This window comes from Streptosporangiales bacterium (assembly GCA_009379955.1).
Classification (GTDB): Bacteria; Actinomycetota; Actinomycetes; order Streptosporangiales; family WHST01; genus WHST01.
The window spans coordinates 1-24,211 of sequence record WHST01000070.1 but is presented as its reverse complement, the minus strand read 5'-3'; the positions used below and the strand labels follow the sequence as shown (position 1 = coordinate 24,211).

Sequence of the window (24,211 nt, the reverse complement as noted above, 5' to 3'; positions counted from 1 at the left end):
CCATGGGGTCCGATGAACGCCCCGACCCCACCGGACTCCCCCGACACCACGACCCGCGTCGTCGGCGTCGGCGCGGGCGCGGGTGGGCTCACGACGACCGAGATGACGCTGAACATCGGTCCGCAGCATCCGTCCACCCACGGCGTCCTGCGGCTCGTCGTCACCCTCGACGGCGAGCGCATCGTGTCGGCCGATCCCGTCATCGGCTACATGCACCGAGGCGCGGAGAAGCTGTTCGAGGTGCGCGACTACCGGCAGATCATCGTGCTCGCCAACCGGCACGACTGGCTGTCCGCGTTCTCCAGCGAACTCGGCGTCGTGCTCGCGGTCGAGCGCATGCTCGGCATGGAGGTACCCGAGCGCGCGACGTGGGCGCGCACGCTGCTCGCCGAGCTCAACCGCGTCCTCAACCACCTGATGTTCCTCGGCGCCTACCCGCTGGAGATGGGCGCCATCACGCCGATGTTCTACGCGTTCCGCGAGCGCGAGGCGATCCAGCGCGTGATGGAGGAGGTCTCCGGCGGCCGCATGCACTACATGTTCAACCGGGTCGGCGGCCTCAAGGAGGACCTGCCCGCCGGTTGGCTCGACCGGGTCGCCGAGACGGTGCGCGCGGTGCGCGCGCGGCTACCCGACCTCGAGAACATCATCGTCGGCAACGAGATCTTCCTGGCCCGCACGAAGGGCATCGGCGTCCTGACGCCCGAGACCGTCCACCAGTACGGCGTCAGCGGTCCGGTCGCCCGCGCGTCCGGCGTCGACTTCGACCTGCGGCGCGACGAGCCGTACCTCGCGTACGGCGAGCTGTTCGCGCCAGGAGGTCCGGGGCGGGTGGTCGTCCGCGAGGAGGGTGACGCGCGCGCGAGGTTCCGCTGCCTGCTCGACCAGGCGCACGTGTCGCTCGACCTCGTCGACGCCTGCGTCGTGCGCCTGCGCGGCCTGCCTCGCGGGCCGATCAACCAACGGCTGCCCAAGGTGCTCAAGGTGCCGGAGGGCGAGACGTACGCCTGGACCGAGAACCCGCTCGGCATCAACGGCTACTACCTGGTGTCGCGCGGCGAGAAGACACCGTGGCGGATGAAGCTGCGCTCGGCGTCGTTCAACAACGTCCAGGTGCTCGCGGAGATCCTGCCCGGCTGCCTGGTCGCCGACATGATCGCGGTGCTCGGCTCGCTCTTCTTCGTCGTCGGCGACATCGACAGGTAACACTAGGCCGCGAACGGCGCGGCGCCGGCGCGGCCGGCGTCGACCATGACGGCGCTGATCTGCATCGAGAAGTCCGTCCACCACGACGGCGAGAGCGACGTCGTGACCGGCGGAACTGCCGCGGGAACCGGCACGGCGACGACGGCCTGCCTGATCGTGTCTGCCTCGGTGTCGGAGAGCCGCACCGATGCGGCCCAGCCGCCGAGCATCGCATCGAGGTTGTCCGCGTTGTCGGTCATCGTGCCTCCACTGCCGTCGGTGCGTGCGTCTCGAGGATCTCGGCCAGCCTGCGACGCGCGAGCGAGAGCTTGTACCTGATCGTGCCCGCCGGCTGGCCCAGCGCCTCCCCGATCTGCGCGCTCGTCAGCTCGCCGACGGCGTTCATCGTGACGATGACGCGCAGCTCGTCGGGCAGTTGCCGGACGGCCGACGCCACCGCGGACACCCGTTCGGCGGCCTCCACCCGGGACGCCGGCTCGTCGTGACAGGGAGCGGCGGTCTCCGCGGTCTGTCGCAACGTCGACATCGTCGCCGCGCGGGTCGCGCGCGAGCGGTACGCGTCGGTGACGAGGTTCTTCGCCACCGTGAAGATCCACGCGCGCTGCCGCTCGACCGGCAGGTCACGGATCTCGTCGAGCCGGCGCCACGCCCGCAGGAAGACGTCCTGCAGCAGGTCGCCCGCCCAGTCCCTGTCGCTCACCCTGCCCACCAGGTACGCGAAGACGCCCGGGCGGTGCTCGTCGAAGAGCTCCCCGAACGCCCGCTCGTCGTCACCGCGGCTCCGTGCCACCGTCGCTCGCCCTGATCTCGCCAAGCTTCTCGGTCGCGAGCACCTGGAACGCCGGTACGAGCGCCTTCGGCGCCGTGAGGCGGCCCACGAGCGTGAGGTCGGAGATCTTCTCCCGCAGCAGCTCGGGGGTGAGGCCGTCGTCCTCGATCGTCACGTCGCCGAGGATGGCGAGCTCCTGCGGTCCGTCGAGCATCTCGAAGAAGGCACGACCGTACGTCTCGTCGCCGACGAGGAAGCGTGGATCGCCGGAGTACCAGGCCACCTGGCCCTGCACCATCAGTGCGGGCGCGATGGACGCCTCGCTGTCGCGGGGGGCCAGCAGCTGCCCGGCGAGGACGATCTGCTGGTAGCCCACCTCGGTGACCGGACCGGTCACGATGAGCTGGCCGGCGGCGACGAGCACGTCGTCCGGCGTCCCGCCCTGGTTGGCCAGGGTCGCCCCGCTCACCTTGACGGTGCCGGAGTACTGCCGGAGCTCCTGGCCCTCCGCGTACCGGTAGTAGACGACCCCTCCGGTGACGCTGGTGAGACCCGAGCCCAGCGCGGACTCGCTGCCGCGCGGCGCGAGGACGAGGCCGGTGACGACGATCTGCCGGTACCCCACGCTGGTCACGGGACTCGTGACGATCAGGGCACCGGTCACGACGAGCACCTCGTTGTCGCCGCCAGGTTCGGCGAGACCCTCGCCGCCGACCATGAGCGAGCCGGTGTGCATGCGGACGTTCGCACCCTGCGGCACCGCGACGATGCTCGCCACCTTGCGCATCGGGATGCGATGCAGCGCGGCGACGAGGTGCTCAGGCACCACCACGACCGCGACCTTCTCGATGGAGGACAGGAAGTCGAGGTCGTCCTCGGAGGCGACGTGGGACAGGTCGAGCAGGGGGACCCCCTCGACCACCCCGGTGGGCCGCGCGTCGGTCATGTCTCGCTCCTCACGAATCGGGCAGGAGCATGATCCTCCCGCCGCTGCGCTACGGGGAGGAAGACGGACGGCGCGCCGGGGTGTTGGAGCGGGTCAGGACCGGTCGGCGGGCGGCCGGTCGTACTGGCCCGGCTGCTGTTGGTAGTCGCCGTAGTCCGAGGACCGGTACGTCTGCTCCTGGCCCTGGTCGTAGTCGTACGACGGCTGCGACTGGTCGTACTGTCCCGGCTGGGTGGCGGGCTCGCCCTCGTGGTGCTGCTCGCCGCCGGATGCCGAGAACTGCCGGGTCTGCGGCTCGTCGTAGCGCCCGCCCTGGGTGTACGGCGCCTCGGGCTCCTCGGCGTACTCGTTGCGACCCGAGCCCCACGACGAGTCGTAGTCGGCGTCGCGGCCGCGCTCGTCACCGGGCAGCAGGGAGGAGCCGCGGACCGGCAGGTCCTCGTCCTCGTCGACCGGCTTCGGCCGTGCCCACCGGGTCGGGAACAGGCCACCGAACAGCAGCGCGACCCCGACCGCCACCAGCAGGTAGCCGTCGGTGATGTTCGGGTAGTCGTACAGCCGCGGGAGGTTGACCTCGATGTCGGCGAGCGCCGGCAGCAGCAGCAGGACTTCGGCCGCCGCGATCAGCAGCCCGCCGATGATCAGCGAGATCGCGGAGATCGACCGCGAGGCGAGGAAGATCGCCACGAGCAGCCCCATCACCGCGTACGCGCCGAGGAGCAGCAGCAGCCACATCCGGCCCTGGTCGTCGGCGACCCTGTCGCCCGCGTAGTTGACCAGCCAGTTCAGGGTGAAGAAGACCGGGACGAGGATGATTCCGAGCAGGACGCCCGCGAAGTGCCTCATGGACGCTGCACCTCCTGTGCAGGGAGAGGACGAGGAGCCGGCCGGGAGCGCTCGCCGACCCAGCGGGACGGGAAGGCGCTCGCGGTCAGCAGGACGAACGAGAGCGCGAGCAGGGTGGGCACGAGACCGACCGCCCTGAAGAGGAAACCGTTGAGTTCGAGACGTCCGCCGATGCGCAGCGCGAGCGGCGCCCAGACCATGAGGTTGATCACCAGCAGCACCCCGCCGGCCACGACCGACGCGACGGGCGAGACGAAACGCCCGGCGCAGAGCACGCCCGCGACGACGCCGACCAGCGCGACCGACAGCAGGAACAACGCGCCGTGCCCGGGCCTGAAGAACTGGACGGTCAGCTGGTACTCGCGCGCCGACCACCAGGACAGCACCAACAGCACCGGGACGGCGACAACGCCGAATCCGGCACCGATGAGGTGCCGCGTCATTGCCTGCATCGTGGGCTCGCGCTCCTTAGCCTCGCGCGCAGCGGCCTCAGGCGGGACGCTGCCCTTCGGCGACCGGCTCGTCGGTCAGCCGGCGCACCTGGTCCCAGCGAAGCAGGTCGACCACGGTCGGTGCATCGTCGACGCTGGGCCAGACCTGGACCACCGTACTGCTCGCCGCCTTGTTGGCAACATCCTCGTCGTCGTCGTCACTCTCGGCAGTGGCCGAGGCGTCCGCGGTGTCGGCGTCTGTCGTCATCAGGGTGTTGTTGCGCAGCAGCTCGGCCAGCACCGTCGCGGCGTACAGGCTCGCGCCGGTCACCTCCACGAGCCGGGTGGACGCGACGTCGAGCTCACCGCTGAGCCGGCCGATCTCGTGATCGCGCGCGAGCAGTTCGCGACCGGCCCTGGTCTCGGAGCGCGCGAGCGCGCTGGCGCTCCCCGCGACCTGCACCTGGGCACGGCGCAGGATCGACCGCATCCGGCGCAGCAGGAGCGCGTTGACGAGGGCGACCACGGCGAGTGCGGCGACGGAGCCACGCAGCAGCCAGGGGTCGCGGACCACGACCGCGCCGACCACCGCGACTGCGGCCAGGACGAACAGGACGACCGCCACCCAGACGGGTATAGGCGGGCGTCGTCGGTGAGAACGCCGCAGCATGGACGGAAGGCTAGGTGCGGGGCGGGAATTCGCCACGCCGCCACGCCGCACGAGACACAAGAAACACTTGCGTCACGCCTGTCGCGCGGCGCCTGAACGCGAATCGGGTCGGCCGTCCCCCACGGCACCCGTCTGGCTGGCGATAGTAGCCGCAGCTGCCGACACCGCGGGCGCTGCGACACGCGTTGGCACACTGCCAATGGCGGATTCCTTCGACGGGCTAACCGGTGTTGGCCGGGGACTTGCGGTCCTCGTCGTCGGGGTCCTTCGGGACGCGGCACGCGTACTCGAGCAGCATGGCCGTGACGCACAGGGCGCAGGACGCCAGCATGCTCGCACCGGCGACCCAGGCGTCGGCCTGTTGGGTGGGGCTGGAGAGGCTGTCGAGCAGGTACGCCAACAGGCCGCCGAACGCGCCGGCGGCCACGGCGCTGGCGTACGCGCTCGCCTTGGCCAATGCCACGTACCGCGCGATCACCAGCGGGCCGAGCATCGGGGCGCCTGGGCGGCGGTTGATGCGCGCCCAGACCGCCCAGGCAAGGACGAGCTCGACGATGGTGACGAGCACGAGCACGGCGACGGTCGTCCATGGCAGCGGCGGGATCACCGCATAGGCCACGCGGACGATCACCCACAGGCCGATGCCGACGGCCACGGCGACCGCGACGAGAGTGGCGATGCGGGTGGGTCTCACGCAGGTTCCCGCAGTGCGGCCTCCGAGCTCCGCACGCCGCTTCTGTCCATTGTCGAGAGCACGTCGGCCACCTTGCCGTGCCCCATGAGCTCGGCGTCGGGATCGGCATCGAGCCAGGGCACGAGCACGAACGCGCGCTCGTGCGCGGACTTGTGCGGGATCGTGAGATCGCCCTCGTCGAACTGCTCGTCGTTGACGGAGATGATGTCGACGTCGAGGGTGCGCGGACCCCAGTGCTCGATCCGCGCGCGCTCGAACGCCTCCTCGATCGCGTGCGCGCGGTCGAGGAGCGCGGCCGGCGGAAGCATCGTGTCGACGATGACGATCGCGTTGAGGAACGCCGGTTGCTCGGGTCCGCCGACAGGGTCGGTCTCGTAGATGGCCGATTGCGCGATGTAGGTCGTGCCCGGGGTGTCGAGCAGCGCGTCGACGCCGCCCTGGAGGTAGGCCAGGCGGTCCCCGAGGTTGCTCCCGAACGCGATTACCGCACGGTAGGTCATGAGCCGCCCTCCGAAGTGAGCATCGCAGCGAGAACGAGAGCCGCACGTCGCGCACCGACCGCGCATGAGCGAGGAGCGGAGCGGAGGAGGTCCTCGGGATATACCGTCATGCGCGCCTGCCCTCTCGGTCGGTCATCTGCTCCCTCTTCCTCACGATCGAAACCGCGACGTCGTCGAACGTATGCCCCAGGGGCGCCTCGGGCTTGTGCAGCGTGACCTCGACTGCCCACACGCCCCTGGTGGCCAGGCACACATCCGCCAGCCGCTGCGCGACCGTCTCCAGCAGGTCGGCCGGCTCGCCACCGACCACGGCGACCAGACGGTCGGCGAGCTCGCCGTAGTCGACCGTAAGGGCCAGGTCGTCTGCCGCGGCAGCCGGCCCCGTGTCGACGTCGAGCACGACGTCGACGACGAACGTCTGGCCGGTCTCGCGTTCGGTGGTGAAGACGCCATGGTGCCCCCGGACCCGGAGTCCGCGCAATGCGATCCTGTCGTGCCGCGGCACACCGGCGGGCGCGCCGGCCGGCCGCTCGACCGCCATCCGCGCGGCGACCCGTACGGCGTCGGCGCTCGCCGCGACGTCGTGGACCCGGACGCCCCACACCCCCGCGGCTGCGGCGAGGGCGGTGAGCGCCACCGTCGCGTCGTCCCGCCCGGGCGCGGGACGCGGACTGCCGTCGTCGCCGGCGAGCAGCGCACCGAGGAACCCCTTGCGGGACGATCCGACGAGGAGCGGCCGGCCGAGCGCGGCGAGCGCGGCGAGCCGGGCGAGCAGGGACCAGTTGTGCGGGTGCCGCTTGGCGAACCCGATGCCGGGATCGAGGACGACCTGGTCGAACGAGACGCCGCGACCGGTCACGTCGTCGAGCTGCCTCGCGAGCTCGTCGCGGACCTCGGTGACGACGTCGGTGTAGACCGCACGCTCCTGCATCACGTCGCTGTGCCCGCGCCAGTGCATGAGGACGTACGGCACCCGCGCCTCGGCCACGAACGACACGAGCGCGGGGTCGGCCCGGCCGCCGCTCACGTCGTTGACCATGCGGGCACCGGCCCCGACCGCCGTCGCGGCGACCCCGGACCGCATCGTGTCGACGCTGACGGTGACGCCGTCTGCCGCGAGCGCCCGCACGACCGGGACGACCCGGCGCAGCTCCTCCGCCTCGTCGATCCTGCCGGCGCCCGGCCTCGTCGACTCGCCGCCGACGTCGACGATGTCGGCGCCGTCGGCGGCGAGACCGCGCCCGTGCGCGATCGCCTTGTCGACGTCGAAGTGCGTGCCGCCGTCGGAGAAGGAGTCCGGCGTGACGTTGACGACCCCCATCACCAGGCAGCGCCCGACGGCGGGGAGCCCGCGCACCCACGCCGGAGGGTCGGTGGCACTGGGCATGCCGACACCCTACGCACCCGCACGCACAGTCCGCATCGGCCGGTGGACGTAGGAAGGTGCGCAGGCCGGACATCGTGATTCGGGGGTTCTCATCGCCTGCAGCACGCGGGAACCCCCGACTCACGGTGTGATCAGCAACATGACGCGGGAGGCAGAGCGGCGGGGTCCCAGCTCGGTACGTCAGGTGGACGTGTCGACGACCGACCTCGGGCGCCACCAGCGCAGGACGGGACGCGGCCAGACGACGAACGCCTCGGCCTGCAGCCCGGCGAGCACCACCCGGGGCAGGTCGCGGCCGGTCGGGTACAGCAGGAAGCGCGGCTCCCACTCCGGGCGGAACTTCGCGTTGAACCGGTAGAGCGACTCGATCTGGAACCAGCGGGACAGGAACAGCAGGATGCTCCGCAGCCCGCGGACGACGGGTCCCGCCCCGAGCCGCTCGCCGCGGGCGAGCGCCGAGCGGAACACCGCGAAGTTGAGCGACACGCGGCGGACGCCGAGCGCCGGCGCCTCCCGCAGCAGCCGCACGATGAGCAGCTCGTTGATGCCGTTGTCGGCGTTCCCGGTATCCCTGCGCATCACGTCGAGCGACAGCCCGTCGCGTCCCCAGGGAGCCAGCTGGAGGAAGCCGCGCAGCTCGCCGTCCTCCCGTGCGGTCACGATCACGCAGTCGGGATCCTCGCCGGCGGCGAACCTGCCGAGGGCCATCGAGAACCCGCGCTCGGTCTGGCTGCGCCGCCAGCGCGCCGCCTCCGCGTGAAGGCGGGAGCGCTGCGCCTCGTCGAGGTCGCGCGACCGTACGACGTCGGCCTGGTAGCCCTTGCGCTCCAGGCGCCCGACCGCCTGCCGTACACCGCGCATGGCGCGCCCGTCGAGGGTGAACTCGCCGATGGGCACCACGGCCTCGTCGCCGAGCTCGAGCGCGGTCAGGCCGGTCTCGCGCACCCACACCTCACCGGCGTACTCGCCGCACGCGAGCACCGCAGGCACCCACGCGTGCCTGTCGGCCTGCTCGACGAACGCGGTCATGGCGCCCGGCCACGCCTCGGGGTCGCCGAGTGGGTCGCCGCTCGCCAGCATGACGCCGGAGACGACGCGGTACGTCACGCCGGCCTTGCCCGACGGCGACCAGACGACGCTCTTGTCGCCGCGCAGCGCGAAGTAGCCGAGCGAGTCGTTCGACCCGTGCCTGACGACGAGCTCCCGCAGGCGTTCCTCGTCCGACCCGCTGAGCCGCGGCAGCGGCCTGGCCGGACGGAGCAGGAGGTAGGCGGAGACCACCGCGGTGAAGCCGCCGAGTCCGACGAGCAGGGCGTAGCTGACGTCACCGGCGCGGTCGGAGGCGAACCGCACCGGCCCCTCGATCCCGACGAGGCCGGACAGCACGTGCCACACCGCGTCACCGAACGACATCCCGCCGGCGACCGGGATCCTCCCCGCGTACAACCAGAGCAGGCCGAGCGCGACGTCGGCGAGGGCGAGCAGGACGAACACCCGCAGCGCTCGCCACCGCGTCGTCGGGTCGCCGACCGCGTAGAACTCCCGCCGGAAGACGACGAGCAGGACGAGCAGCAGCGACGGCAGCGCGGCATGGCCGAGGAAGAGCAACCCGGCGCCGAGCGCCTTGAGGACGTGCAGCACCACGCTCGCGGCCAGCAGCACGACGACGGCGCGCCACGCGCGACGCTTCCGGCGCCGCAACGCGTGCGACAGCATGACCAGCAGCAGCCCGACGAGCAGCACGGCCGCGGCCGCCGTCCCGGGGATCACACCGGGCACGACCCCGCGCAACACGTGCACGCGGCTACCGACGTCCGGCAGCAGCACGCTCGCGACGTCGATGATCCCGACGGCCAGCGTGACCAGCCCCGCGGTGACCGGCACCCACCTCCGGCTTCCACGCCGGTCCTCCGTCGCCGCCACGAGGCCAGAGACTACGCCGCCGGCGGGCGGCGTCAGTGGGAGCGGTGGCCGTAGATGAAGGCGAGTGCCTCGCTCCTGGTCTTGTCGGACCGGCGGAACTGGCCGCGGACGGCGGAGGTCACGGTGCGGGCGGCCGGCTTGCGGACGCCGCGCAGCGTCATGCAGAGGTGCTCGCACTCCATGACCACGATCACGCCGCGAGGGGCGAGCACCGTCATCAGCGCGTCGGCGATCTGGCTCGTCATGCGCTCCTGCACCTGCGGGCGGCGGGCGTAGACGTCGACGAGACGCGCGAGCTTGGACAGGCCGGTGACGCGGCCGCTGCCGTCGGGGATGTAGCCGACGTGCGCGACGCCCTGGAACGGCACGAGGTGGTGCTCGCACATGCTCGCGACCTCGATGTCGCGGACGAGGACCATCTCGTCGTGCTCGGCCTCGAAGACGACGGTCATGACGTCCTCGGGCTTCTGGGTCAGCCCGGAGAATGCCTCGGCGTACCAGCGCGCCACCCGTTCGGGGGTGTGCTGCAGGCCGTCGCGGTCGGGGTCCTCCCCAATTGCGAGCAGGATCTCACGGACGGCGCGCTCGACGCGGGGGAGATCGACCTCCGTCGCGGTGCCGTCACCGCGATCGGGCACTAGGGTTCCCGAGGCGGCTCGTCGGCGCCGGTGCCAGGCGCGGCGACGTGGTCGGGAGCGCCGGCCGGCGTGCCGCCCTCGTGGGACGCCGCACCGTTGCCGCTCGGCTCGGTGGCAAAGGCCGCGGCCCGCTCGTTCGGGGTCAGGATCGGCGGACGGTCGTCCGGCAGCCGCTTGCCGTAGCCGGAGTACGACGGCCGCGCCGGCCGCTTCTTGACCGCGGCGAAGACCTCGAGCACCTCGGCCCGCTGCAAGGTCTCGCGCTCCATCAGCCGCAGCACGAGGTTGTCGAGGCTCTCGCGGTACTCGACGAGGACCTCCCAGGCCACGTCGTGGGCCTGCTCGATGACGCGCCTGACCTCCTCGTCGATGGTCGACGCCACCTGCTCGGAGTAGTCGCGCTCGTGGCCCATCTCGCGACCGAGGAAGACGTTCTCGTCGCCCGAACCGAACTTGCGCGCACCGAGCCGCTCGCTCATGCCGTACTGGGTGACCATGTTGCGCGCGATGGTCGTGGCCTTCTCGATGTCGTTGCTCGCACCGGTCGTGGGCTCGTGGAAGACGAGCTCCTCCGCCGCGCGACCACCGAGCAGGCCGGCGAGCTGGTCGAGCATCTCGCTACGGGTGGAGAGGAACCTGTCCTCGGTCGGCAGCGACATCGTGTAGCCGAGCGCACGGCCACGGGACAGGATCGTGATCTTGTGCACCGGGTCGGCGAACGGGAGCGCGTGTCCGACCAGGGCATGGCCGCCCTCGTGGTACGCGATCATCTTCTTCTCCCGGTCGCTCATGACCCGGCTCTTGCGTTCCGGCCCGGCCATGACCCGGTCGATCGACTCTTCGAGGGTCTCCGCGGTGATCTGCTTCATGTCGTTGCGCGCGGTCAGCAGCGCCGACTCGTTGATGACGTTCTGCAGGTCGGCACCGGTGAACCCGGGGGTGCGCCGCGCGATGACGTCGAGGTCGGCCTCCGGCGCGAACGGCTTGCCGCGCGCGTGCACCCGCAGGATCGCCTTGCGGCCCTCCAGGTCGGGGCGGTCGACGACGATCTGGCGGTCGAAGCGGCCCGGGCGCAGCAGCGCCGGGTCGAGGATGTCGGGACGGTTGGTCGCGGCGATCAGGATGACGCCGCCGCGGACGTCGAAGCCGTCCATCTCGACGAGCAGCTGGTTGAGGGTCTGCTCGCGCTCGTCGTGACCACCACCGAGGCCGGCGCCGCGCTGACGGCCGACCGCGTCGATCTCGTCGACGAACACGATCGCCGGCGCGTTGGCCTTGGCCTGCTCGAACAGGTCGCGGACGCGCGAGGCACCGACACCCACGAACATCTCGACGAAGTCGGACCCGGAGATCGAGTAGAACGGGACGCCCGCCTCGCCGGCGACGGCCCTGGCGAGCAGGGTCTTACCGGTGCCGGGCGGGCCGAACAGCAGGACGCCCTTGGGGATCTTCGCGCCGATCTGCTGGAACTTCGCGGGGTTCTCGAGGAACTCCTTGATCTCCTTGAGCTCCTCGATGGTCTCGTCGACGCCCGCGACGTCGGCGAACGTCGTCTTCGGCATGTCCTTGGTGATCATCTTGGCCTTGGACTTGCCGAAGTTCATGACGCGACTGCCGCCGCCCTGCATCTGGTTCATGATGAACAGGAAGATGAGGACGAGCAGGATGATCGGCAACAGGCTGATCAGCAGGCTCATGAAGATGCTCTGCTTGGGCACCTCGACGTTCCAGCCGGACGGCGGCCGGTTGTCCTGCAGCGACGAGACGATCTCGCGTTGCTGACCGGCGACCCAGAACGCCTCGAGCTTGGAGCCGTCCTTGAGGGTGACCTGGATCTTCTGGTCCTTGTCGGTCAGCAGGGCGGACTTGACCTGGCCCTCGTCGATCCTGGAGATGACAGTGGACGTGTCTACCTGCTTGTACCCGCTGCCGCCGTTGAAGAGCTGGAGCAGCACGATCAGCAGGACACCGATGAGGAGTACCCACACCAGTGGTCCGCGGAGATAACGCTTGATGTCCATCCGAGCGAGCGCCGCTGCGCTCTCCCTCCTGCCTGCCGGTGCCCCTCGGGGCGGTGATCGACGCCGAAAACGACCTGGGATGTTCGCCGCCGTGCGCTGACCGACACGCCGACGCTTTACACGTTCGCTATGTCAACTCATCATCGCATCCCCTGTGTTCCCGTGGGGTAACCCCCTCGTGCGGCCACGGAGGAGAGCCGCATCACGCCCCGCCGTACACATGAGGCGCGAGAGTACCGACAAACGGGAGATTCCGGTACTTCTCCGCGTAGTCGAGGCCGTAGCCGACGACGAACTCGCTGGGGATGTCGAATCCCACGTACTTCACGGGGATGTCGACCTGGACGGCCTCGGGCTTGCGGAGCAGGGCACAGACCTCGACCGAGGCGGGCCCGCGCGACCTGAGGTTGCGCAGCAGCCAGGACAGGGTGAGGCCCGAGTCGATGATGTCCTCGACGATCAGCACGTGCCGGCCCGTGATGTCGCGGTCGAGGTCCTTCATGATCCGGACCACGCCGGACGACTTGGTGCCCGCGCCGTACGACGACACCGCCATCCAGTCCATCTCGACCGGGCTGTGCATGGCACGGACGAGGTCGGCCATCATCATGACCGCGCCCTTCAGCACCCCGACGAGCAGGACGTCGCGTCCCTGGTAGTCGGTGTCGAGGGTCTTGGCCATCTCCACCAGCCGGTGCCTGATCTCGTCCTCGGTGACCAGGACCGCCGCCAGGTCCGAGCCCATGTCGGTCGTGTCCACCAGCACTCCGATCGCCGCGCGTGCAGTCGTCCCGGGTCAGCGGGGACCGTTCAGCATTCACCGCCTCCGGCGGTCTCATGGTGGCCCCTGAAGCAGAGCCTCCCATGCCGACGGACGCACGCCACACCGCCGGGTAGGTCGACGGTGGCCTGGCCGTGCCAGTCCGTCACGAGTCGGTCGGCGGCACCGAGATGGACCGCGCCGAGCGCCCCCGGCGGGCACCCCGCGTCGACCGCGGCGAGCCGGAGCACCCGGGTACGGACGGCGGCGGGCAGGGCCGCCAGTGCGTCGGCGGACAGGCCGGGCTCCCCGCCCGCGCGGCACTCGGCGTGCGCGCGGGTCGCCCAGGCGTCGAGGGCGTCGGCGTCGTCGCGCAGCAGCCGTGCCGTCCGCGCGAGTGCGGCGGCGACGCCGGGACCGAGGGCGTGCTCGAGGACGGGCAGGGCGTCGTGACGCACCCGCGAGCGCGCGTACGCGGGGTCGGCGTTGTGCGGGTCGTGCCACGGCGTCAGCCCGGCCGCGGCGCACATCTCGCCGACCCGCAGCCTGGTGAGGTCGAGCAACGGCCTGCGGTAGCGACCGGCCACCGGCGCCATGCCGGCGAGCGACCGCGCGCCGGAGCCGCGGGCGAGGCGCAGGAGGACGGTCTCCGCCTGGTCGTCCCTGGTGTGGGCGAGCAGGACGGCCGCGGCGCCGAGCTCGTCGGCGGCGGCGTCGAGCGCCTCGTAGCGCGCCGTGCGCGCGGCCGCTTCGGGCCCACCGGGACCGTCGGCGCGCACGGTGGCCACGCGTACCGGCGCGAGCCCGAGCTCGCGCAACGTCGCGGCGACCTGCCCGGCGCGGGCGGCCGAGCCGTCCTGCAGGCCGTGGTCGACCGTCACCGCGCCGACGTCGAGGCGCAGGCGTGGACCCTCGTGCGCGGCGGCCGCCGCCAGCGCGAGGGAGTCGGCGCCGCCGCTGCACGCGACGAGCACGAGCGCGCCCGGTGGCAGGTCGCCGAGCGCGCCGCGCACCGCGTGACGCACCTCGGCGACCGCGGCCGGTGGCCCCATCTGCGGTGCGGCGTCAGGAGCCGTCGGTGAGGCCGGGGCGGGCGACCCGGGCGATCCAGCGGTCGGGGTCGGTGATCTCGTCGCGGGTGGGCAGGGTGTTGGGCGAGGTCCAGACCCTGTTGAAGCCCTCCATGCCGACGCTGTCGACGACGGCGCGGACGAACGCCGAGCCCTGCTCGTACTGCTTCATCTTCAGGTCGATGCCGAGCAGCCGGCGGAAGGCGAGCTCGAGCGCGTTGCCGCTGGCCCGTCGCTTCTGGAACTTCTCCCTGATCTCGGCGACGGATGGGACGACGTCGGGTCCGACGCCGTCCATGACGAAGTCGCCGTGGCCCTCGACGAGGGTCATGACCGCGGTGAGCCGGTCGAGCACCTCGCGCTGCTGGTCGCTCTGCACCGCCTCGAGCAGGCTCGTGTCGCCGCCGCGCACGGCGTCGACCACGGCCTCCGCGGCGGCCTTCATCCGGTCGAGGATCTCGCTCGGCCCGACCTCGGACGCGAGCAGGAACGACGTGATCTCGGAGTGCACGTGGTCGCGCAGCCAGGGCACGGCCGTGAACTGTGTGCGGTGGGTGACCTCGTGCAGGCACACCCAGAGCCGGAAGTCGTGCGGGTCGACGTCGAGGTCGCGCTCGACCTGGACGACGTTGGGGGCGACGAGGGTCAACCGGCCCACGGGCTGCGTGCCGTCGGGGTCGGGTGGGAGGAAGAGCTCGTACTGGCCGAGCACGCGACCGGCGAGGTACGCGAGGATCGAGCCGACCTGCAGCCCGGTGACCCGCGAGCCCACCGCGGTGACGAGAGTGCCGCCGAACGACTCGTCGCGGTGGCGGGCCATGCGCTGCACGACCGGGTCGAGCACGACGCGGAAGCCGTCGACGTTGGCCTTGATCCAACCGGGCCGGTCGACGACCGCGGCCGGGCTGTGCTCGGTGGCCTCACCCATGCCGGTGAACGCCTTGACGTGGTGCTCGGCCTCGTCCGACAGCGTGCGCAGGTCGGCGACGGCGCGGCGCGCCTCGTCGCGGCCGACCTGTGGGCCCGGACGGACGAGGCGGGTCCCGGTCGCGACCGCGAGTCCCCAGTCGATCATGTCGTCGTCGCTCATCCGTCCAACCTACTTGGGCGGAACGAGTCGTGGCGGCCGGTCGACCCCGGTCCGCCCCGGAAAAGCGGAGTCCTCCCCTGAAAGAGAAGGAGTCGGCCCTGAGAACGGGCCGCTCCCCGTAGAGTGACCGCCCATGGGCTCTCTCCTCTCGGGCGCCATCGGGTTCCTCCCGGTGCTGCTCTACGGTGCCGCCGCTGTGCTCTGCCTGGTCGGCCGGAGCAAGTACCCGAAGCGCGCGACGTTCGCACTCATCGGCTTCGGCATCCTGACCTTCGGCGCCTTGGTGAGCCTGATCTGGACCCTGTCCATCGGGGCGCTGCTCAGCGGCGGTAACTACCGCGGCGTCCTCGGGGCGAGCAGCCTGATCGGCCTGCTGCGGATCCTCACCGAGATCGGCGGCGTCGCGATGCTCCTGATGGCGCTCTTCCGTTCCGAGGAGGCGCCGGCGCAGCAGAGCGGCGGGCAGTACGGCGGGCACGACCAGTACCAGCCGCAGCAGCAGTACGGCGGCCAGCAGTACCCCCAGCAGGGACAGCAGTACCCGCCGCAGGGCCCGCAGTACCCCCCGCAGCAACCGGGACAATATCCGGGCTATTAGGGCATCTTGCCCGGTAGTTCCGGGCAATACTCCGCGTCGCCGGCGGTTTTCGCTACGGTGTGGTCCGTGCGCGTTCTCACTGTGCTCAGTCTGAAGGGCGGCGCCGGCAAGACCACAGTGGTCTTGGGACTGGCGGGTGCGGCACTCCAACGCGGCCTCTCGACCCTCGTCGTCGACCTCGACCCCCAGGCCAACGCGACCCTCGGGCTCGACGCCACGCCCGGCGAGGCGACCGTCGCCGACGTCCTCGACGAGCCGCGCCGCGCGCCGTCGCGGGCGATCGTCCCGAGCGGCTGGCTCGCCACCGACGACGACGGCGGTCGCCCGGCCGGCGTCCTCGACGTCATCCCGGGCGACGACGCCACCCACCGGCACGACGACCCGATGCCCAAGGCGCACGACCTGCGGCGCCTCGGCGCGCTGCTCGGCCGGCTCGACCACCCGTACGACATCGTGCTCATCGACAGCCCGCCGTCGCTCGGCCAGCTCACCAGGAGCGCACTCGTCGCCAGCCGCCGGGCGCTGGTCGTCACCGAGCCCAGCCTGTTCACCGTCCACGCCGCCGAGCGCACGCTGCGCGCCATCGCCGACGAGCGGCAGCAGCACAACCCCGACCTCCAGCCGCTCGGCGTGGTCGTGAACCGCTACCGCGAACGCTCGCCGGAGCACCGCTACCGGCTGCAGGAGATGCGGGACCTCTTCGGCCCCCTCGTCCTCGCGCCGCCGGTCCCCGAGCGCTCGGTGATCCAGCACGCCCAGGGCATGGCGCGTCCGGTGCAGCTGTGGCACACCCCGGCGGGACGCGACGTGACCGAGTCGTTCGACCGCTACCTCAGCCGGCTGCTGAGGTCGGTGCGGGACGGCACCGCGTCGGCCTCGTGACCGCCGGTCAGGAGCAGCCGCAGGTCGCGAGGCGCGCGGAGAGGCGGTCGAGCGTCGGTCGCGTCTCGCCCGCCTTCTTCTTCGGGATCCCGTTGGCGACGAACGCGAACACCAGCACGCGACCGTTCTCGTCCTGGACGTAGCCGGCCAGGCTGCTCACGCCGTCGAGGGTGCCGGTCTTGGCACGGACGACGCCGACGCCACCCTGTGACTCCGCCTGGTCGTACCGGTCGGCGAGGGTGCCGGAGAAGCCGCCCACCGGCATGCCGCTGAGCACGGCACTCAGGTCGGGATGCTCGCCGGACGCCACGAGCTGCAGCACCTGCGCGAGGCCCTGCGGCGTCACCCGGTCCTTGGTCGACAGGCCGCTGCCGTCGTAGAGCGTGATGCCCGACCCGATCCCGAGCTCGGCGAGCACCCTGCCGGTGGCCCTCGCGACGCCCGCGAACGACGCGGGCTCGCCCTCGGCGCGCGCGACATGGCGGGCGAGCGCCTCGGCGACGTCGTTGTCGCTGTAGGTGAGGGTGAGCTCCACGAGCTCGGCGACCGTCGGCGACCGCACCGACGCGAGCTCGGCGGCGTCCTTCGCGGCGCCGGCGCGCCCGACCTTGCCCGCGACGCGTACGCCTTCGTTCGCGAGCAGCCTGCGGAACGCGTTGCCGGCGAGCATCGCGGGGTCGGACACCCGGCCGCCCTTGCGCGGGTCGGACCGCCCGTGGTCGATGGTCAGGGCGCTCACCGGGGCGACGCTGCCCTCGGGCACGTAGTTGGGCTTCCATCCCGGGCCGGTGCGCGGGCCGGAGAAGAGGCTGTCGTCGATCCGCACCCGCACCGTGCCGGCGTTGTCGCCGAGCGCCTTCGCCGTCTCCTTCGCCAGCGTCGAGAGCCTGGCGAGGCTCGGGTACGCCGGCAGCTTCGGCTGCCTCTTCGGGCCGAGCAGGGTGGGGTCACCGCCGCCGACGAGGACCACGCTCTGCCCGCTCCGCACCGCCGTCGTGGTGAACCTCGTGTCGGGGCCGAGCGCGCTGAGCGCGGCGACGCTCGTCGGGATCTTCGCCGTCGACGCCGGCGTGACCGCGGACGTGCCACGCTGGGAGAGCAGCGTCCGCTCGTTCGCCGGGTCGACGACGTACGCGCCGAACCTGGTGCCGAGCGACCTCTCCCCCAGCAGTCCGGCGAGCCGGCTCTCGACGCTCGCGGCCCTCGGCGCCGCCGTCGTGGCCGGGGTGGCCAGCACCGGCGGGACGGTCGTCGGCGTCGGGCGGGGGACGGTGGGGGTCGGGCTCGGCGACTCGACCGCGAGGGCGCGCACGCGTTCGGGGCTGTACATCGCGACCGCGCCGCCGGCCACCAGCGCGAGCAGGATGACGACCGCGAGCACCACGGTGCCGGCGAGGCGTACCCGTGGCTTCCAGCTGCCCGTGCCCAACGCTTCTCCGTCCGCTCGCCTCGTCGGCCGTCGCAGGTCGTAACGGTAGCCTTCCTGAGTCGAGACGCCGAGGAACGGAGGGCCGCGTGGACTTCGACGTGCTGATCGAGATCCCCAAGGGTCAGCGGAACAAGTACGAGGTCGACCACGAGACCGGCCGGATCCGGCTCGACCGCACCCTTTTCACGTCGACGCAGTACCCGGCCGACTACGGCTTCATCGAGGACACCCTCGGCCAGGACGGCGACCCGCTCGACGCGCTCGTCCTGCTGCCGGAGCCGACGTTCCCCGGCTGCCTCATCAGGTGCCGAGCGATCGGCATGTTCCGGATGACCGACGAGAAGGGCCCGGACGACAAGGTGCTCTGCGTGCCCGCGACCGACCCGCGGCAGGAGAAGCTGCGCGACATCGGCGACGTGCCGAAGTTCGACCGCCTGGAGATCCAGCACTTCTTCGAGGTCTACAAGGACCTCGAGCCGGCGAAGTCGGTCGAGGGCGCCACCTGGGTCGGTCGCGCAGAGGCCGAGCAGGAGATCGAGGCGTCCCGCGCCCGCCTCAGGTCCGAGTGACCGTGGCGATGACCGACAGGTGGGCCTCCTGGAGTCGGTCGCGGACGGTCGCGCCGCCGGGAGGCGGCCCGGCGGTGATGCCGAGGTGCTCCTCGCGGAGCTCGGCCATGAACCGGTCCCACATCGCCGGGCCGCCGTCCTCGAGCACGCGCGCCCGGACCGACTGGTCCTCGCTGACCGGCAGCCAGGCGCTCCCCCAGGTGCCGAGCGCGGCCATGATCGGCACCAGCTGGATCGACGCCTCGGTGAGGCTGTAGACCACCTTCTGCTTGTGGGTGGGGTCGGCGCTCCTGGTGAGCATGCCCGTCTCGACCAGCGACCTCAGCCGGCTGGTGAGGATGTTGGAGGCGATCCGCTCCTGCGACCCGTTCAGCAGCTCGCGGAAGTGCCGGCGGCCGCCGAAGATCATGTCGCGCAGCACGAGCAGGCTCCACTTGTCGCCGAAGACCTCGAGGGAGAGGTTGATCGGGCACGCCGAGCGGTGAGCGTCGGTCATCGGACCTCCGAGACTGATTGCATTTCAGGAGCAGTTTACCTATCCTCCTTTCCATGGCCAAGCTGATCTACGCCGCGATCACCTCGCTCGACGGCTACATCGAGGACGAGGCGGGCACCTTCGACTGGGCCGAGCCGGACGACGAGCTGCACGCGTTCGTGAACGACCTCGAGCGCAGCGCGGGCACCTACCTGTACGGGCGTCGCATGTACGAGATGATGGTCTACTGGGAGACCGCCCACACCGTCCCCGACCTGTCCGCCGTCGCGCTCGACTTCGCCGCCGTCTGGCAGGCCGCCGACAAGATCGTGTACTCCTCGACGTTGGCGAGCGTCTCCACCACCCGCACCACGCTCGAGCGCGAGTTCGACCCCGCGGCGGTGCGGAAGCTGAAGGCGGACACCGAGCACGACATCGGCATCGGCGGTCCCGGCCTCGCCGCCCACGCGTTCCGCGCCGGCCTGGTCGACGAGGTGCACCTGTTCCTGCATCCCGTCTCCGTCGGCGGCGGCAAGCCGGCCCTGCCCCTCCACGTGAAGCTGCCCCTCGAGCTGCTCCACCAGCAGCGCTTCGGCAGCGGCGTGGTGCACATGCGCTACGCCGTCACCTCCTGACGTCGCCGAGCGTCAGCTCGTACGCGCGCAGGCCGAACCACAGCTCACCGATGTCCCCGGTCGATCGCAGGTTGCGGCCGGTGAGCTCCTCGATCCTGCGCATCCGGTAGGCGAGCGTCTGCTTGTGCACGTGCAGCTCCTCGGCCGCGGCCCGCCACGACCTGTCGGCGTTCAGCACCACCCGGAGCGTGCGCAGCAGCTGCGAGTCGTGGTCCCTGTCGTACGACAGCAGCGGGCCGAGCACCCGCGAGACGATGAGCTCCGCCTCGTCCATCGTCCGCGGCAGGAGCAGCGTCGACTCCTCGGTGAAGTGGACGACCCGCTCCCCCGTCGCCTTGGCGATGCCCAGCGACCACGTCGCCTCCCTCACCGCCTCGGACGTCCGCCGCGACGCCGTCAGCGGTGCGCTGACACCCGCCGGCACCCCGGCAGCGGTCAGGAAGTCGAGCGCCGCCGCCAGCGGCCGCTCGGCCGACGGGAGCAGCGCGACGAGGTGCGGGTCCCTGCCGAGGATGGCGTTCGCGACGCCGCGCCGGGAGAACTGGTGGTGCAGCGACTCGCTCGCCTCGTCGAGGTCGTCGCGGCGCAGCGCGACGACCAGCGCCTCGGCGACGGTCAGCCCGAAGCGCCGCAGCTCCCGCCGCGCGGCGGCGTCGTCGACGACGCCGTCGATGAGGCGGGCGAGCAGCTCGGCGCCCTGGCGCCGCATCCGCTCCCGCTCGGCCCGCAGCCCCGCCAGCTCGAGTGACCCGACCGTCGCGACGTGGTGCAGCAGGTCGAGGTCGGGGAACCGGTCGCCGACGGGTTCGGCTACCAGCGCCGCGGGCTGCTCCGCCGGGATCGCGACGGCGATGCCGCGACGCTCGGGCGTACCGAGGTGGACCGCGCCGGGGAGCCGACCGTCGTGGCCCGCGTACTCCGCCGCCAGCTCGGCGGCCAGCTCACTCGCCTCCTCTCCCGGCAGCAGCGCCGAGCCGAGCTCGGGGTCGACGAGCGAGAAGCGGCAGTCCAGCTCCGCACCGAGCCGGCGGAGCACGCCACGGCGCGACCGACCGCCGGCCATGGCCGCCCGCAGCAGCTCGTACACCCGCGCGATCCTGGTGAGCCGCGCGGCCTCCTCGCGGGTGTTGGCGTCGGCGGCCGCGCGGACGATCGCCGAGAACGGCACGCTGTAGGGGACCAGCAGCACCGGGATCTCCAGCCGCTCCGCCTCGTCGCCGAGCTCGGGGCGCAGCGGCGGCGCGGACGGCATGTCCGTGCCGACGGCGAGGCCGCTCGCACCCGCTGCGTCGAGCGTCTCGAGGAACGCGGCCTGGGCGGCGCCGTCCACCGGCAGGCTGAGGCCGTTGGTGGCCAGCAGCTCGCCGTCGCCCAGCCACTCCCAGGGGTTCGGCAGGTCGGAGATGTGCACCCAGGTGACCGGCCGGGAGAGCCCCGACCTGCCCGCGAGGAGCGCGAGCTGCAGGTGCGGGATCTCCAGGAGGTCACCGACGGCGAGCACGACGTAGCCGTACCACGGTATGACGCGTACGGGCAATGTCGTGCCGAGGTCGGATGGCTCTCCGCGGTGCCAGCTCCCAAGCTGGCGGCGCAGGCGGAGGGAGCACGCCGTGTCCGGAGCAACGGGACTCGAAGCCATCGACCGCGCGCCGCTCGGTGGGTTCCACAAGAAGCTCATCGTGCTGTGCGGGGGCGGTCCGTTCCTCGACGGCTACGCCCTGACGATCATCGGGTTCGCCTTCCTGCAGATGACGCCGCAGCTCGGCATGACCGGCTACCAGGCCGGCCTCGTGGGCACCGCGGCACTCGTCGGGATCTTCGTCGGCGGGCTGTTCTTCGGGTACGTCACGGACCGGGTCGGCCGGCAGATCATGTACACGATCAACCTGCTGACGCTCGTGGTGATGTCGGTGCTGTCGGCGGTCGTGGCCGAGCCGTGGCAGCTCATCGCCGCCCGCTTCCTGCTCGGCGTGGCCATCGGCGCGGACTACCCGATCGCGACGTCGCTGCTCGCGGAGTTCCTCCCCGTCCGCCGGCGCGGGGCGATGCTCGGCACGCTGATCACCAGCTGGTCGGCCGGTGCCCTGGTCGCCGCGCTCGTCGGTTGGGCCCTGTCGAACGTCGAGCCGTACGGATGGCGCCTGATGCTCGCGAGCGCCGCCGTCTTCGGTCTGGTGATCGTGCTCGCCAGGATCGGGACGCCCGAGTCACCGCGCTGGCTCCTCCTCAAGGGGAGGGTCGACGAGGCGAAGCAGGTGGTCAAGCGCGTCTACGGGCTCGACCTGAACCGTCTGGAGGCGCCCGCCGAGCCGCCGCGGACCGACATGCGCGAGGTCTTCCGCGGCGTGTACCTGAAGCGCACGATCTTCGTCGGCGTCTTCTGGGGCTGCCAGATCGTCCCGCTCTACGCCGTCGCGACGTTCGGTCCCGTCATCCTGCAACAGCTCGACGTCGAGTCGCACCTGATCACGTACGTCGGCGCCGTGGTCATCAACGCTCTCATCCTGGTCGGATGCTTCCCCGGCCTGCACTGGGTCGATCGCTTCGGGCGCCGTCCACTGGTCATCTGGGGCTTCGTCTTCATGACCCTCGGCCTCGCGCTTCTCGTGCCGGGAGAGGGCGCGCCGCTGCCGCTGATCATCGCCGGGTTCACGATCTACGCGCTCGCGGCCGGCGCCGCCAACATCCTGGAATGGGTCTATCCGCAGGAGCTCTTCCCCACGCACATCCGCGCGACCGCCGTCGGCGTCGGCACCGCGTTCAGCCGGGTGTGGGCCGCCGCCGGCACGTTCCTGGTCCCCATCCTCCTGGAGGCATTCGGCCTCGGCATCACCATGCTCGTCGAGGCGGCCGTGACGCTCGTCGGTCTCGTCGTCTCGATCTTCCTCGCGACCGAGACCAAGGGCAGGTCGCTCGACGAGGTGTCGGCCGCCGCGCCCGCGACAGCTACCGGAGGGACGGCATGACCCACGTCATCGAGCCGGGCACGGCGCACGCGTTGCGGATGAACGCCGGCCAGACGCTCGACATCACCGACGTCGCCGGCAGTCAGGTCGCCGACATGGTCGCGTTCACCGCCGCCGACCCGGACGTCGAGTGGCTGTCGCCGACGCACACCCGCTCGTCACTCGGACGCTTCCGGCTGCGGCAGGGCGACGAGCTGCTGACGAACGTCCGGCAGCCGATCCTGCGCCTGCGCCACGACGACGTCGGCGTGCACGACATGGCGTTCGCGATGTGCGACGCCGAGCGCTACCGGGGCGACTTCGGTCTGCCCGACCACCCGAACTGCCGCGACGCGATGACCGAAGCCCTTGTCCCGTACGGGATCCCGGCGCATCGCTTGCCCGATCCCGTCAACGTGTTCCAGAACTCCGAGATCCGACCCGACGGCTCGATCGAGACGCTGGAGCCGCGCAGCCGCGCCGGCGACCGCGCGTCGTTCACCGCACTGGTCGACGTCCTCGTGGTCGTCACCGCGTGCCCGCAGGACCAGAACCCGTGCAACGGCTGGTCACCGTCCCCGATCCAGGTCAGCGTCGCCGAGCGCGAGGGCGCATGACGTCCGCCTCCGCCGGCCCGGTCGGACCCGTGGACGGCACGCAGGTCCCGCGCTTCGCGGGCGCCTCGACGTTCGCCCGCATCCCGTCCATCGACGCGGTGACCGACTACGACATCGCTGTGGTGGGCGCACCGTTCGACGGTGGCACGTCGTACCGGCCGGGCGCGCGGTTCGGCCCGCTCGCGATCAGGACCGCCTCCCGGCACCTGCGACCGGCCTACCACCCGGACCTCGACGTCGCACCGTTCGCCGGCGTGCAGGTCGTCGACGCCGGCGACGTGCCGTGCAACCCCTTCAGCATCGACGACGCGGTCGCGACGACGTACCGCGCCGGACGTGACCTCGTCGACGCGCGGCGGCGACTCGTCACCATCGGCGGCGACCACACCGTCGCGCTGCCCATGCTGCGGGCCGCCAGCGAGGTGCACGGCCCGCTCGCGCTGGTGCACTTCGACGCCCACCTCGATACCTGGGACACCTACTTCGGCGCCCCGGTGACCCACGGCACGATCTTCCGGCGGGCGTTCGAGGAGGGCCTGCTGCAACGCGACCGGTCGACCCACGTCGGCATCCGCGGCCCCCTCTACTCGCCCCAGGACCTCGACGACGACGCCGCGTTCGGCTTCCGCATCTTCCGCGCCGCCGACCTCGACACCCTCGGCGCCGAGCAGATCGCCCAGCACATCCACGACCGCACGGGCGGCTGCCCCGTCTACCTCTCGATCGACGTCGACGTCCTCGACCCCGCCTTCGCGCCGGGGACCGGCACCCCGGAGATGGGCGGCTTCACGTCCAGGGAGCTGCTCGGCCTGCTGCGCCGGCTCCGCGACCTGCCGATCGTCGCGGCCGACCTCGTCGAGGTGTCCCCCGCGTACGACCACGGCGAGATCACGGCCCTGGCCGGTGCGACCCTGGTCTACGACATCCTCGCGATGATGGCGCTCGCCGGCCGGCGGGACACTAGTGTCGCCCGTCGTTAATTCGTAGGTTAAGTCGGTATGGTGGTGGCATGCCGAGAACTGGGCGTCCGAAGGCGGAGTTGGTGTTGACCGGTGCCGAGCGGGAGCAACTGATCGGCTGGTCTCGGCGGGCGAAGTCCTCGCAGGCTTT

At 71.6% G+C, this 24,211-nt stretch carries 26 protein-coding genes; 8 read left to right on the top strand and 18 right to left on the bottom strand.

The window, feature by feature from the left end:
- Positions 1-12 precede the first annotated feature (12 nt).
- Positions 13-1,206 carry an NADH-quinone oxidoreductase subunit D gene (locus GEV10_19890; protein ID MQA80710.1) on the top strand — a complete coding sequence of 398 codons (1,194 nt, stop codon included), beginning with the start codon at positions 13-15 and terminating at the stop codon, positions 1,204-1,206.
- 2 nt (positions 1,207-1,208) lie between these two features.
- Here the strand turns inward: GEV10_19890 and GEV10_19885 are convergent, their stop codons facing one another.
- The 15 genes from GEV10_19885 to GEV10_19815 all read right to left on the bottom strand — a co-directional run bounded on the left by GEV10_19885 (position 1,209) and on the right by GEV10_19815 (position 14,936).
- Entirely contained in the window at positions 1,209-1,445 is a 237-nt protein-coding gene (locus GEV10_19885) for a hypothetical protein (protein ID MQA80709.1), read from the bottom strand.
- Positions 1,442-2,020, bottom strand: coding sequence for a sigma-70 family RNA polymerase sigma factor (locus GEV10_19880; GenBank protein MQA80708.1), 579 nt, complete (start codon positions 2,018-2,020; stop codon positions 1,442-1,444). Before GEV10_19880 ends, GEV10_19885 begins: the two co-directional genes overlap by 4 nt.
- The gene (locus GEV10_19875; GenBank protein MQA80707.1) at positions 1,977-2,921 is read right to left on the bottom strand and encodes a hypothetical protein; all 945 of its coding nucleotides are present in this window, start codon (positions 2,919-2,921) and stop codon (positions 1,977-1,979) included. The genes GEV10_19880 and GEV10_19875 overlap by 44 nt, the downstream gene beginning before the upstream one ends.
- A 93-nt stretch (positions 2,922-3,014) precedes the next feature.
- Positions 3,015-3,767: a hypothetical protein gene (locus GEV10_19870; GenBank protein MQA80706.1), complete on the bottom strand. Its 753-nt coding sequence runs from the start codon at positions 3,765-3,767 to the stop codon at positions 3,015-3,017.
- Positions 3,764-4,210 carry a hypothetical protein gene (locus GEV10_19865; GenBank protein ID MQA80705.1) on the bottom strand — a complete coding sequence of 149 codons (447 nt, stop codon included), beginning with the start codon at positions 4,208-4,210 and terminating at the stop codon, positions 3,764-3,766. The genes GEV10_19870 and GEV10_19865 overlap by 4 nt, the downstream gene beginning before the upstream one ends.
- A 46-nt stretch (positions 4,211-4,256) precedes the next feature.
- Positions 4,257-4,823, bottom strand: a complete 567-nt coding sequence (locus GEV10_19860; GenBank protein ID MQA80704.1) for a hypothetical protein — start codon at positions 4,821-4,823, stop codon at positions 4,257-4,259.
- A 265-nt stretch (positions 4,824-5,088) separates the two neighbouring features.
- On the bottom strand, positions 5,089-5,679 hold the full coding sequence (locus GEV10_19855) for a DUF3180 family protein (protein ID MQA80703.1): 591 nt from the start codon (positions 5,677-5,679) through the stop codon (positions 5,089-5,091).
- Positions 5,559-6,128: a 2-amino-4-hydroxy-6-hydroxymethyldihydropteridine diphosphokinase gene (folK, locus tag GEV10_19850; protein MQA80702.1), complete on the bottom strand. Its 570-nt coding sequence runs from the start codon at positions 6,126-6,128 to the stop codon at positions 5,559-5,561. The genes GEV10_19855 and folK overlap by 121 nt, the downstream gene beginning before the upstream one ends.
- 40 nt (positions 6,129-6,168) lie before the next feature.
- The gene (folP, locus tag GEV10_19845; GenBank protein ID MQA80701.1) at positions 6,169-7,449 is read right to left on the bottom strand and encodes a dihydropteroate synthase; all 1,281 of its coding nucleotides are present in this window, start codon (positions 7,447-7,449) and stop codon (positions 6,169-6,171) included.
- Positions 7,450-7,629: 180 nt separating this feature from the next.
- Positions 7,630-9,549: a DUF2156 domain-containing protein gene (locus tag GEV10_19840; GenBank protein MQA80700.1), complete on the bottom strand. Its 1,920-nt coding sequence runs from the start codon at positions 9,547-9,549 to the stop codon at positions 7,630-7,632.
- Positions 9,405-10,010 carry a GTP cyclohydrolase I FolE gene (folE, locus tag GEV10_19835; protein ID MQA80699.1) on the bottom strand — a complete coding sequence of 202 codons (606 nt, stop codon included), beginning with the start codon at positions 10,008-10,010 and terminating at the stop codon, positions 9,405-9,407. The genes GEV10_19840 and folE overlap by 145 nt, the downstream gene beginning before the upstream one ends.
- Positions 10,010-12,031 (bottom strand): ATP-dependent zinc metalloprotease FtsH, encoded by a 2,022-nt coding sequence (gene hflB, locus GEV10_19830; protein MQA80698.1) that lies wholly within the window; start codon positions 12,029-12,031, stop codon positions 10,010-10,012. The genes folE and hflB overlap by 1 nt, the downstream gene beginning before the upstream one ends.
- Before the next feature lie 202 nt (positions 12,032-12,233).
- Complete coding sequence (gene hpt / locus GEV10_19825) at positions 12,234-12,791, bottom strand: hypoxanthine phosphoribosyltransferase (GenBank protein ID MQA80697.1); 558 nt, start codon at positions 12,789-12,791, stop codon at positions 12,234-12,236.
- Between the two features lie 50 nt (positions 12,792-12,841).
- The gene (gene tilS / locus GEV10_19820; protein MQA80696.1) at positions 12,842-13,843 is read right to left on the bottom strand and encodes a tRNA lysidine(34) synthetase TilS; all 1,002 of its coding nucleotides are present in this window, start codon (positions 13,841-13,843) and stop codon (positions 12,842-12,844) included.
- Between the two features lie 13 nt (positions 13,844-13,856).
- Positions 13,857-14,936 carry a coenzyme F420 biosynthesis-associated protein gene (locus tag GEV10_19815; GenBank protein ID MQA80695.1) on the bottom strand — a complete coding sequence of 360 codons (1,080 nt, stop codon included), beginning with the start codon at positions 14,934-14,936 and terminating at the stop codon, positions 13,857-13,859.
- Positions 14,937-15,084: 148 nt separating this feature from the next.
- On the opposite strand from GEV10_19815, the gene GEV10_19810 reads away from it, so the two are divergent.
- Positions 15,085-15,549 (top strand): hypothetical protein, encoded by a 465-nt coding sequence (locus tag GEV10_19810; GenBank protein MQA80694.1) that lies wholly within the window; start codon positions 15,085-15,087, stop codon positions 15,547-15,549.
- A gap of 66 nt (positions 15,550-15,615) precedes the next feature.
- Positions 15,616-16,431, top strand: a complete 816-nt coding sequence (locus tag GEV10_19805) for an AAA family ATPase (GenBank protein MQA80693.1) — start codon at positions 15,616-15,618, stop codon at positions 16,429-16,431.
- A 7-nt stretch (positions 16,432-16,438) separates the two neighbouring features.
- Here GEV10_19805 and dacB read toward each other — a convergent pair whose 3' ends face one another.
- Positions 16,439-17,860: a D-alanyl-D-alanine carboxypeptidase/D-alanyl-D-alanine-endopeptidase gene (gene dacB, locus GEV10_19800; GenBank protein MQA80692.1), complete on the bottom strand. Its 1,422-nt coding sequence runs from the start codon at positions 17,858-17,860 to the stop codon at positions 16,439-16,441.
- Between the two features lie 86 nt (positions 17,861-17,946).
- On the opposite strand from dacB, the gene GEV10_19795 reads away from it, so the two are divergent.
- Positions 17,947-18,429: an inorganic pyrophosphatase gene (locus tag GEV10_19795; GenBank protein MQA80691.1), complete on the top strand. Its 483-nt coding sequence runs from the start codon at positions 17,947-17,949 to the stop codon at positions 18,427-18,429.
- Here the strand turns inward: GEV10_19795 and GEV10_19790 are convergent.
- Entirely contained in the window at positions 18,416-18,925 is a 510-nt protein-coding gene (locus GEV10_19790) for a transcriptional regulator (GenBank protein MQA80690.1), read from the bottom strand. The two genes, GEV10_19795 and GEV10_19790, sit on opposite strands and share 14 nt — an antisense overlap.
- Before the next feature lie 53 nt (positions 18,926-18,978).
- Between GEV10_19790 and GEV10_19785 the strand changes: the two genes are divergently transcribed.
- Positions 18,979-19,539 (top strand): deaminase, encoded by a 561-nt coding sequence (locus GEV10_19785; protein ID MQA80689.1) that lies wholly within the window; start codon positions 18,979-18,981, stop codon positions 19,537-19,539.
- Here the strand turns inward: GEV10_19785 and GEV10_19780 are convergent.
- Positions 19,529-21,217 carry a PucR family transcriptional regulator gene (locus GEV10_19780; GenBank protein MQA80688.1) on the bottom strand — a complete coding sequence of 563 codons (1,689 nt, stop codon included), beginning with the start codon at positions 21,215-21,217 and terminating at the stop codon, positions 19,529-19,531. The two genes, GEV10_19785 and GEV10_19780, sit on opposite strands and share 11 nt — an antisense overlap.
- Between GEV10_19780 and GEV10_19775 the strand changes: the two genes are divergently transcribed.
- Genes GEV10_19775 through speB form a run of 3 tightly spaced genes read left to right on the top strand, consistent with a single transcriptional unit; the run spans position 21,060 to position 24,081 of the window.
- The gene (locus tag GEV10_19775; protein MQA80687.1) at positions 21,060-22,505 is read left to right on the top strand and encodes an MFS transporter; all 1,446 of its coding nucleotides are present in this window, start codon (positions 21,060-21,062) and stop codon (positions 22,503-22,505) included. The genes GEV10_19780 and GEV10_19775 overlap by 158 nt on opposite strands.
- Positions 22,502-23,101 carry a DUF1989 domain-containing protein gene (locus GEV10_19770; protein MQA80686.1) on the top strand — a complete coding sequence of 200 codons (600 nt, stop codon included), beginning with the start codon at positions 22,502-22,504 and terminating at the stop codon, positions 23,099-23,101. The genes GEV10_19775 and GEV10_19770 overlap by 4 nt, the downstream gene beginning before the upstream one ends.
- On the top strand, positions 23,098-24,081 hold the full coding sequence (gene speB, locus GEV10_19765; GenBank protein ID MQA80685.1) for an agmatinase: 984 nt from the start codon (positions 23,098-23,100) through the stop codon (positions 24,079-24,081). Before GEV10_19770 ends, speB begins: the two co-directional genes overlap by 4 nt.
- Positions 24,082-24,211 lie beyond the last annotated feature (130 nt).

Bases quoted from the DNA above. Each gene is read 5' to 3' on its own strand.
- folK (MQA80702.1), bottom strand. From the start codon at position 6,128: ATGCGCGGTCGGTGCGCGACGTGCGGCTCTCGTTCTCGCTGCGATGCT.
- GEV10_19790 (MQA80690.1), bottom strand. From the start codon at position 18,925: ATGACCGACGCTCACCGCTCGGCGTGCCCGATCAACCTCTCCCTCGAG.
- GEV10_19885 (MQA80709.1), bottom strand. From the start codon at position 1,445: ATGACCGACAACGCGGACAACCTCGATGCGATGCTCGGCGGCTGGGCC.
- GEV10_19810 (MQA80694.1), top strand. From the start codon at position 15,085: ATGGGCTCTCTCCTCTCGGGCGCCATCGGGTTCCTCCCGGTGCTGCTC.
- GEV10_19780 (MQA80688.1), bottom strand. From the start codon at position 21,217: ATGAGCTTCTTGTGGAACCCACCGAGCGGCGCGCGGTCGATGGCTTCG.
- GEV10_19865 (MQA80705.1), bottom strand. From the start codon at position 4,210: ATGACGCGGCACCTCATCGGTGCCGGATTCGGCGTTGTCGCCGTCCCG.
- GEV10_19770 (MQA80686.1), top strand. From the start codon at position 22,502: ATGACCCACGTCATCGAGCCGGGCACGGCGCACGCGTTGCGGATGAAC.
- hflB (MQA80698.1), bottom strand. From the start codon at position 12,031: ATGGACATCAAGCGTTATCTCCGCGGACCACTGGTGTGGGTACTCCTC.
- GEV10_19775 (MQA80687.1), top strand. From the start codon at position 21,060: ATGACGCGTACGGGCAATGTCGTGCCGAGGTCGGATGGCTCTCCGCGG.
- folP (MQA80701.1), bottom strand. From the start codon at position 7,449: ATGCCCAGTGCCACCGACCCTCCGGCGTGGGTGCGCGGGCTCCCCGCC.
- GEV10_19875 (MQA80707.1), bottom strand. From the start codon at position 2,921: ATGACCGACGCGCGGCCCACCGGGGTGGTCGAGGGGGTCCCCCTGCTC.
- GEV10_19890 (MQA80710.1), top strand. From the start codon at position 13: ATGAACGCCCCGACCCCACCGGACTCCCCCGACACCACGACCCGCGTC.
- GEV10_19785 (MQA80689.1), top strand. From the start codon at position 18,979: ATGGCCAAGCTGATCTACGCCGCGATCACCTCGCTCGACGGCTACATC.
- tilS (MQA80696.1), bottom strand. From the start codon at position 13,843: ATGGGGCCACCGGCCGCGGTCGCCGAGGTGCGTCACGCGGTGCGCGGC.
- GEV10_19815 (MQA80695.1), bottom strand. From the start codon at position 14,936: ATGATCGACTGGGGACTCGCGGTCGCGACCGGGACCCGCCTCGTCCGT.
- GEV10_19870 (MQA80706.1), bottom strand. From the start codon at position 3,767: ATGAGGCACTTCGCGGGCGTCCTGCTCGGAATCATCCTCGTCCCGGTC.
- speB (MQA80685.1), top strand. From the start codon at position 23,098: ATGACGTCCGCCTCCGCCGGCCCGGTCGGACCCGTGGACGGCACGCAG.